We start from the raw sequence: 7,320 nt of genomic DNA on the forward strand, positions 1-7,320 counted from the left end.
ACCAACAGAACCACCCCCCCCCCCCCCCGTCCCCCCTCCCTTCCCCCTCGCCACGCCCCCCCCCCCCCCCCCCCCCCCCCCCCCCCCCCCCTCCCGTACGACTCAGCCCCAGGCGTCGGTGACCGCGCGGCGCGCGCCCTCCAGGTCGACCGTCCGGCCGGTCTCGCCGAGCGCCGCCCCGAGCGCGGCGAGCGAGGACTGCACGGCGCCCGGCGTCGCGTCCACGCCGTAGTGGTTGACCCGGATCATCTCCTGGGCCAGCGCGCCGCCGCCCGCGATCAGCGGCAGCGACGGGTCGGCCGCCAGGGCCTTCGCCACCAGCTCCGAGGCGTCCGTACCGGCCGGGACGCGCAGCGTCGTCGCCACCGGCGCCGCGTCCGCGGCCTCGCGCACGTACGGCTCCAGACCGCCGCCCAGCGCCAGAGCGCCCGCCCGGGTCGCGGCCGCCGCCGAGGCGTGCCGCGCCATCAGCGCGTCCGGACCCTCCGCCTCGATCCGCTCCACGCACGCCTCCAGGGCCAGCATCTCCAGCTGCGCCGGCGCGTGCAGCAGCGTCTTGCGGCCCCCGTCGATCCAGCGCTCCTTCCAGTCCAGGAGGGAGAGGTACGAGCGGCGCGGCGCGGCCGGGTTGGCGGCGAACCGCTCCCAGGCCCGCGCGCTCACCGACACCGCCGACACGCCCGCCGGCCCGCCCATCGCCTTCTGCGCGCCGATGATGCACATGTCCACGCCCCACGCGTCCGGCAGCACCGGCTCCGCGCCGATCGACGCCACCGCGTCCAGGTAGAACAGCGCGCCGTGCGCCCGCACGACCTCGCCGATCTCCGCGACCGGGTTGGTGTTCCCGGTCGCCGCCTCCGCGTGCACCAGCGACACGAAGTCGATCTCCGGGTGCGCGGCCAGCGCCCGCTCGACCTGCTCGGCCGTCACCGCCGTGTGGAACGGCACCTCCAGGTCGACCACGGTCGCCCCGCAGTCGCGCAGCCAGTTGCCGAAGGTCTGCCCGTACGGGCCGGTGACGACGTTCAGCGCGGTCGAACCGGCCCGCGCCCCGCTCCGGATGCACCCTTCGAGGGGGAGCAGCGCCTCGCCCTGGGTGATCACCACGTCCTGCTCCGTGGAGAGCAGCGCGGCCACCCGCCGCTCGATCGACGCGAAGTGCGCGGCGGTCAGCGGGGCCAGGTCCAGGAGCGGATGTGTCACGGTCACGGCGGTGCCTTCTTCGACTCGGTGCGGTGCGGGTGGAACTCCCGGCCAGCGTACCCAGCGGCCCCCGTCGCCCCGGCCACGGGCGCACTCCCGGCCGGGCCGCCCGTCCTCGTACAGTGCAGACATGAGCGATCACGCGGTGCTGCACGTGAAGGGGCGGGTGCTCGTCGGCCCGGAGGACGTACGCGACGAACTGTGGTGCGTCGACGGCCGGATCACCTTCGACCGGCCCGCCGCCGAGGCGGTGACCGTCGAGGGCTGGGTGCTGCCCGGGCTCGTCGACGCCCACTGTCACGTCGGCCTCGACCGGCACGGTCCCGTCGACGAGGCGACCAGCGAGAAGCAGGCCCTCACCGACCGGGACGCCGGCACGCTGCTGATCCGGGACGCCGGATCGCCCTCCGACACCCGCTGGATCGACGCGCGCGAGGACCTGCCGAAGATCATCCGCGCGGGGCGGCACATCGCCCGCACCCGCCGCTACATCCGCAACTACGCCCACGAGATCGAGCCCGTCGACCTCGTCGCCTACGTCGGCCGGGAGGCCCGCCGGGGTGACGGCTGGGTCAAGCTGGTCGGCGACTGGATCGACCGGGAGGCGGGGGACCTCACCGCCTGCTGGCCGCGGCCGGAGGTGGAGGCGGCGATCGCCGAGGCCCACCGGCTCGGCGCCCGGGTCACCGCGCACTGCTTCGCCGAGGACTCGCTGCGCGATCTCGTCGAGGCGGGCATCGACTGCATCGAGCACGCCACCGGCCTCACCGAGGACACCATCCCGCTCTTCGCCGAGCGGGGCGTCGCGATCGTCCCGACGCTGGTCAACATCGCGACCTTCCCGCACCTCGCCGACGGCGGGCAGGAGAAGTTCCCCCGCTGGTCGGCCCATATGCGCCGGCTGCACGAGCGCCGTTACGACACCGTGCGCGCCGCCTACGACGCGGGCGTCCCCGTCTTCGTCGGCACCGACGCGGGCGGCTCCCTGGCCCACGGTCTCGTCGCCGAGGAGGTCGAGGAGCTGACCCGGGCCGGCATCCCGCCGATCGACGCGCTCGCCGCCACCGCCTGGCGGGCCCGGGCGTGGCTCGGCCGCCCCTCCCTGGAGGAGGGGGCCCCGGCCGACCTCGTCGTCTACGGCGAGGACCCGCGCGCGGACGTCCGCGTCCTCGCGGCGCCGCGCCGGGTCGTCGTCAACGGCCGGGTGGTCGGCTGAGCCCGCCGGGCCCCCGCGTCAGCGCGTCAGGAAGGCGAGCCGGGCCCGCTTCTCCGGGAGGAAGACCTCCGGCAGGTCCACCTCGGGGAGGACGACCTCCGGGCCCGGCACGAAGCCGACGCGGACCATGCGGGCGATCGCCTTCTCGTTGGCCGCGTCGGGGTCGACCACGATCCGGGTCCGGTCGCGCAGCACGAACGCGATGAGCTCGCCGAGCAGCCGGCCGGAGAAGCCGGGCTCGGGCGCGGCGCTCGGCGCGAGGAGCAGGTGGACGCCCACGTCGCCGGGAAGCACCTCGTAGCACTCGCCGACCCGGTCGGCCTCGGGGTCGTACGTCTGGAACAGCGCGACGGGCACGTCGTCCCGGGTGACGAGGAAGCCGTGGTGCGTGGTGAGCGAGTCGAGGTGCGCGTAGATCTCGCGGACCTGTTCGACGCTGGTGCCGGCCATGCCCCAGAAGCGGGCCCGGTCCTCGTTCACCCAGCCGTGGATGACCGGGGCGTCCCGGTCGGGGTCGACGGGGGCGATGCGGACGGTGCCGAGACCCTCGACGGTCCGGGCGTACAGGGTGGTGGTCATGCCGATTCCTCTTCGGTGAGCAGGTTCCAGTCGGTGGTGACGGGGGCGAGGTCGCCCCGCAGCCACAGGGGCAGCTGGTCGCGGTGGTGGGGGTCGCCGGGGATCCCGGACGCGCCGAACGGCACGATCCAGCGGCTGCGCTCGCGGTCGGCGAGGTCCCAGATGTAGCGGGCGGCGGAGGCGCGGGCGCTGCGGTCGGTCCAGCCGGGCACGCTGGAGGTGGAGAGCACGCAGTCGTGGTCGCCGCCGAGCCCCGGCCAGGTGTCGTCGGCGTCGGGCAGCGCCTGCCACGGCGCGAGCCGGTGGGTGGTGCCCCAGGCGGCGGGCGGCTCGCCCGAGCCGATCTCGTCCAGCGCCTCGCGCACGATCCGGTCGACGTCCCCGGCGGGCACGGGACCGGAGGCGAGCAGGGTCTCCAGGGCGAACGCGACGCGCGGGCCGAGGGCCAGCCAGGGGCGGAACAGTTCGGGGTACGGGGCGGGTTCGCGCAGCGCGGCGAACGCCTCGTGACCGGCCAGCCGGCGGACCACGGCGCCGCGGACGGCGGCGTAGAGCCCGGCGTCGGCGGAGCGCGCGTCCATCCGGCGGTCCCAGGCGAGCAGCCGGTCGCGGACGGCCGCGGCGGCGGGGGCGAGGCCGTCGCCGCAGGCCGCCACCTTCTCCAGGAGCCGGGCCGCCGAGGGGTTGTCGGTGTCCGCGTGGACGGCGGCGGTGGACTCGGGGGTCCAGGAGGCCGAGGCGTCGAGCAGTTCGGCGATCCGGGCCGCCCGGTGCGGCGGGGCGAACTCGACGCCCAGCGGCGCGGCCAGGCCGCGGGCGTTGGCCATGACCGCGTGGCCGCGCACCTCGGCCCGCGGCAGCGGCGCGGGTTCCGCCTCCCAGGCGTGCACCGCCTCCCAGGCGGGCACGGTGCGCAGGGAGTTGGCGCGGTCCCGGACCGGCACGTGGCCGGCGACCCGGTGGAGCAGGCCGCCGCGGGTGTCGGCGGCCTGGACGACGTTCACCGGCTCGACCCAGCCGTCGAGGGCCGTGTCGACGTCGGCCACGGTGCGGGCGCGCAGGAGGGCGGGCAGGACCCCGAAGCCGAGTTCGCCGGTCACCCGGGGCGGGTGGCGCAGGCTCAGGGCCTCCCAGGCGCCGTCGGCGTCCGTGCCGGCGGCGGGCCCGCCGTCCGCGCCGATGACCACCGGCCCCCGGTCCGTCTCGATCACCTCGATGACGACGGGATCCGCGCCGGCGACCTCGACGGTCTCGGTGTGGACCGACGCCGGCCGCGGGCCCTCGGGGCCGAGGGCCTCGACCCCGCCGTCGGGGAGGCGGCGCAGCCGCTCGCGGTACAGGTCCTGGTAGTCCGCCATGGCGTTGGTGATGGCCCAGGCCACCGGGCCGGTGTGCCCGAAGTGGGCGAGGCCGGGGATGCCGGGGACGGCGAGGCCGACGACGTCGTACGCGGGGCAGGCGAGCCGGATCTGCTGGTAGACGCCGGGCGCCTCGATGAAGCGGTGCGGGTCGCCGGCGACGAGGGCCGCGCCGCTCGCGGTCCGCTCGCCCGCGACCACCCAGCCGTTGGAGCCTGCGGTGCCGGGGCCGTCGGTCGCGAAGAGCTCGGTCCACTCCTCGCCGAGCCGGCGGGCGACCTGGTCGCGCCACAGCTTGGTGGGGAAGCCGGCGAAGAGGATGTGCGTGGAGAGCCAGACGGCGAGCGGGGTCCAGGGCTCCCACCGGCCCGGCGCGAGGCCGGTGGACGCGAACTCGGGCGCGCGTGCGGCCCCTTCGGCGAGGCCGTCGTTGACGCCGTCCACGTAGGCGCGTACCCAGCCCGCCGTTTCGGGGTCCGTGCGGTCGAGCCGCTCGAAGCAGCGGCGGGCGGTGTCGGCGAGCCGGGCCTGGCGGACGAAGGTGTCCCAGCCGAGTTCGGCGGCGCCGAGGAAGGCGGCGGTGGTGCCCTGCGCCCGGTGCCGCTCGACCTCCAGCTGCCAGGCGCGGTCGCGGGCGGTGATCCTGCCCTGGGCGAAGGCGAGTTCGTCCGCGTCCGCGGCGCGCAGATGCGGGACGCCCCAGGCGTCCCGGTAGACCTCGATGCTCACGGAGACCCCGCTCCCGTCCATGTCCGCGTAGATTTTCTTAGGTTAGGCTGGCCTAAATTAACCTACAGGAGTTCAGGGGAGGGGATTGCGGTGGGTCACGGCTGGCAGGGTGCCGTTCTCAAGCTGATGCGCGGCAGGGACTTCACGTTCACCGTCACGGGGGCCGAGGAGGTCACCGAGGACTACCGCCGGGTGCACCTCACGGACGGCGGTCTGCTCGCCGCCGCCGGGGTCCACCCCACGATGTGGGTGCGCCTCTGGTTCCGCGACGCCGGCAAGCCGCACCAGCGCGCCTACACCCTCGTCGACCCCGACCCGGAGGCGGGCACCTTCAGCCTGGAGTTCGCCCTCCACGACGGCGTCGCCAGCCGGTGGGCCCGCACCTGCGCCCCCGGAGACACCGTGGAGGCCACCCTCCAGGGCACCGGCTTCGAGGCCCCCGACCCGCTCCCCGGGCGGCTGCTCGTGGTCGGCGACGCCGCGTCGCTCCCCGCCGTCAACTCGCTGCTCGACGCGCTCCCGGGCGTCCCCGCCACCGTCTGGTTCGAGACCCGGCACGCCTCCGACGAGGGGCTTCCGGTCCGTGTCGACCCCGAGCGGCACGAGCTGCGACGGGTGCCGCGCGAGGGTGGCGGCGAGGCGCTCGTCGCCCGCGTGAAGGCCGAGCTTCCGGAGCTCGCCGACGCCTCCTCGTACGTCTGGATCGCCTGCGACACCGTGACCACCCGGGCCCTCGCCGGATACGTCCGCAAGGACCTGGCGCTGCCCAAGGAGCGCGTCCACGCCCTCGGGTACTGGCGCGCGAGCTGAGGGCGCGCGGTTGACGATCCGTGACGTCGGGGCGTCGCGGATCGTTCTCACTCCCTGCGCGCAGGCCGCCCCGTACGAAAGACGCGGGACGCGCGGGAACGGTTGTGTCCAAAAATATCGAAAATGAACACGGAAACCCCCCTTTGGAGTGAACTCACGTCAGGCGACTGTGAGTTCACTCTCCGTGCGTAAAGATTCCGGTGTCTCAAGTCGCCGAGGCCGCGCCGACCCACCGTCCCCGTGGTGAGCGGCCGGCGACGCCATGTCTCCTGTGGGGGTTCCACCATCGTGAACAGCAATGCCTTCCGCCTGCCCGGACGCCGCGCCGCCGCCGCCGCGACGGCCGTCGCGCTGACCGCAGGCCCCGTGCTCCTCGTGGCCCCCGCGGCGCACGCCACGGGCGGCGAAGGCCATGCCACCGCCGTCGTCCTGCGGACCGGACTCGACGTCTCCCTCCTCGGCAAGACGGTGGACGTCCCCGTCCGGGCCTCCCTCAACGAGGTCAAGGCCCCGCGCACCGAGAGCGAGACCGCGCTCTCCGTGCGGGTGCAGGGTGCCGAGGGCGGCGAACCGATCGACCTCCTCGCCGCCGACGTCGCCACCTCGAAGGCCACCGTCGACAAGGACAAGGCCGAGGGGTACGTGAACCTGGTCAAGGCGAAGGTGCACGTCCCCGGCATCCCGGCGCTCTCCCTCATCGAGGTCGAGAAGGTCACCGCCAAGGCGCTGTGCGAGACCGGCCGGAAGCCCGTCGCCCAGGCCAACGTCCTCGGCCACGTCACCGTCTTCGGCAAGAAGACCACCCTGTCCGCGGGCGGCCGGACCCAGGTCGCCGTGCCCGGCATCGGAGCCGTGACCCTGGACCTCTCCCGCACCTCCACGACCTCCCGCACCGCCGCGGCCACCGCCCTCGAACTCAAGGTGGAGGTCGACCCGCTGAAGCTCGGCGTGGCCGCGGTCGACGGCACGGTCACCCTCGCCGAGGCCACCTGCGAGACTCCCGAGGGCACCGCGCCGACGCAGAAGCCCACCGACAGGCCCACCGAGAAGCCGACGCAGCAGCCCACCGAGCGCCCGTCCGCACCGCCCACCGCCAAGCCCGGTGACGCCGGCGGCATCACGACGAACAACGGCGGCAGCACGCCGACCGAGAACCTCGCCGAGACCGGCGGCAGCTCCACCACCCCGTACCTCGCGGCCGGAGCCCTCGCCCTTCTCGTCGCGGGCGGCGGCGCCCTCGCGCTGACCCGCTCGCGGGCCCGCTCCCGCGGCTGACGGCCCGAGGGGGAGGCACCGGGGGGTGCCGGGGGAAGAAGGGGGGAGGGGGGGGGGGGGGGGGGGGGCCCCCCCCCCCCCCCCCCCCCCCCCCCCCCCCTCCGGCGTTCCGCCGGGCCACCGGAATGAGTGCCTCCGGGACCTGACGTA

6 protein-coding genes are annotated in these 7,320 nt (G+C 75.4%); 3 read left to right on the forward strand and 3 right to left on the reverse strand.

Features of this window, described 5'->3' with window-relative positions; translation table 11 throughout:
- Nucleotides 1–102: 102 nt before the first annotated feature.
- Nucleotides 103–1,203, reverse strand: a complete 1,101-nt coding sequence (locus ACZ60W_RS36740) for a pyridoxal-phosphate-dependent aminotransferase family protein (protein WP_469759754.1) — start codon at nucleotides 1,201–1,203, stop codon at nucleotides 103–105.
- A 130-nt stretch (nucleotides 1,204–1,333) separates the two neighbouring features.
- On the opposite strand from ACZ60W_RS36740, the gene ACZ60W_RS36745 reads away from it, so the two are divergent.
- Entirely contained in the window at nucleotides 1,334–2,419 is a 1,086-nt protein-coding gene (locus tag ACZ60W_RS36745; protein ID WP_469759749.1) for an amidohydrolase family protein, read from the forward strand.
- Between the two features lie 18 nt (nucleotides 2,420–2,437).
- Here the strand turns inward: ACZ60W_RS36745 and ACZ60W_RS36750 are convergent, their stop codons facing one another.
- Both ACZ60W_RS36750 and ACZ60W_RS36755 read right to left on the reverse strand, forming a co-directional pair.
- A complete protein-coding gene (locus ACZ60W_RS36750) occupies nucleotides 2,438–2,998 on the reverse strand; it encodes a GNAT family N-acetyltransferase (protein WP_469759750.1) in 561 nt (186 codons plus the stop codon).
- A complete protein-coding gene (locus tag ACZ60W_RS36755; RefSeq protein ID WP_469759751.1) occupies nucleotides 2,995–5,106 on the reverse strand; it encodes a penicillin acylase family protein in 2,112 nt (703 codons plus the stop codon). Before ACZ60W_RS36755 ends, ACZ60W_RS36750 begins: the two co-directional genes overlap by 4 nt.
- 69 nt (nucleotides 5,107–5,175) lie before the next feature.
- On the opposite strand from ACZ60W_RS36755, the gene ACZ60W_RS36760 reads away from it, so the two are divergent.
- Together ACZ60W_RS36760 and ACZ60W_RS36765 are read left to right on the forward strand one after the other, a co-directional pair.
- Nucleotides 5,176–5,895, forward strand: coding sequence for a siderophore-interacting protein (locus tag ACZ60W_RS36760; protein ID WP_469759752.1), 720 nt, complete (start codon nucleotides 5,176–5,178; stop codon nucleotides 5,893–5,895).
- Between the two features lie 288 nt (nucleotides 5,896–6,183).
- Nucleotides 6,184–7,170 carry an SCO1860 family LAETG-anchored protein gene (locus ACZ60W_RS36765; protein WP_469759753.1) on the forward strand — a complete coding sequence of 329 codons (987 nt, stop codon included), beginning with the start codon at nucleotides 6,184–6,186 and terminating at the stop codon, nucleotides 7,168–7,170.
- The last annotated feature ends 150 nt before the right edge of the window (nucleotides 7,171–7,320 follow it).

The sequence above is a fragment of the Streptomyces sp. NPDC104202 genome (assembly GCF_055584185.1).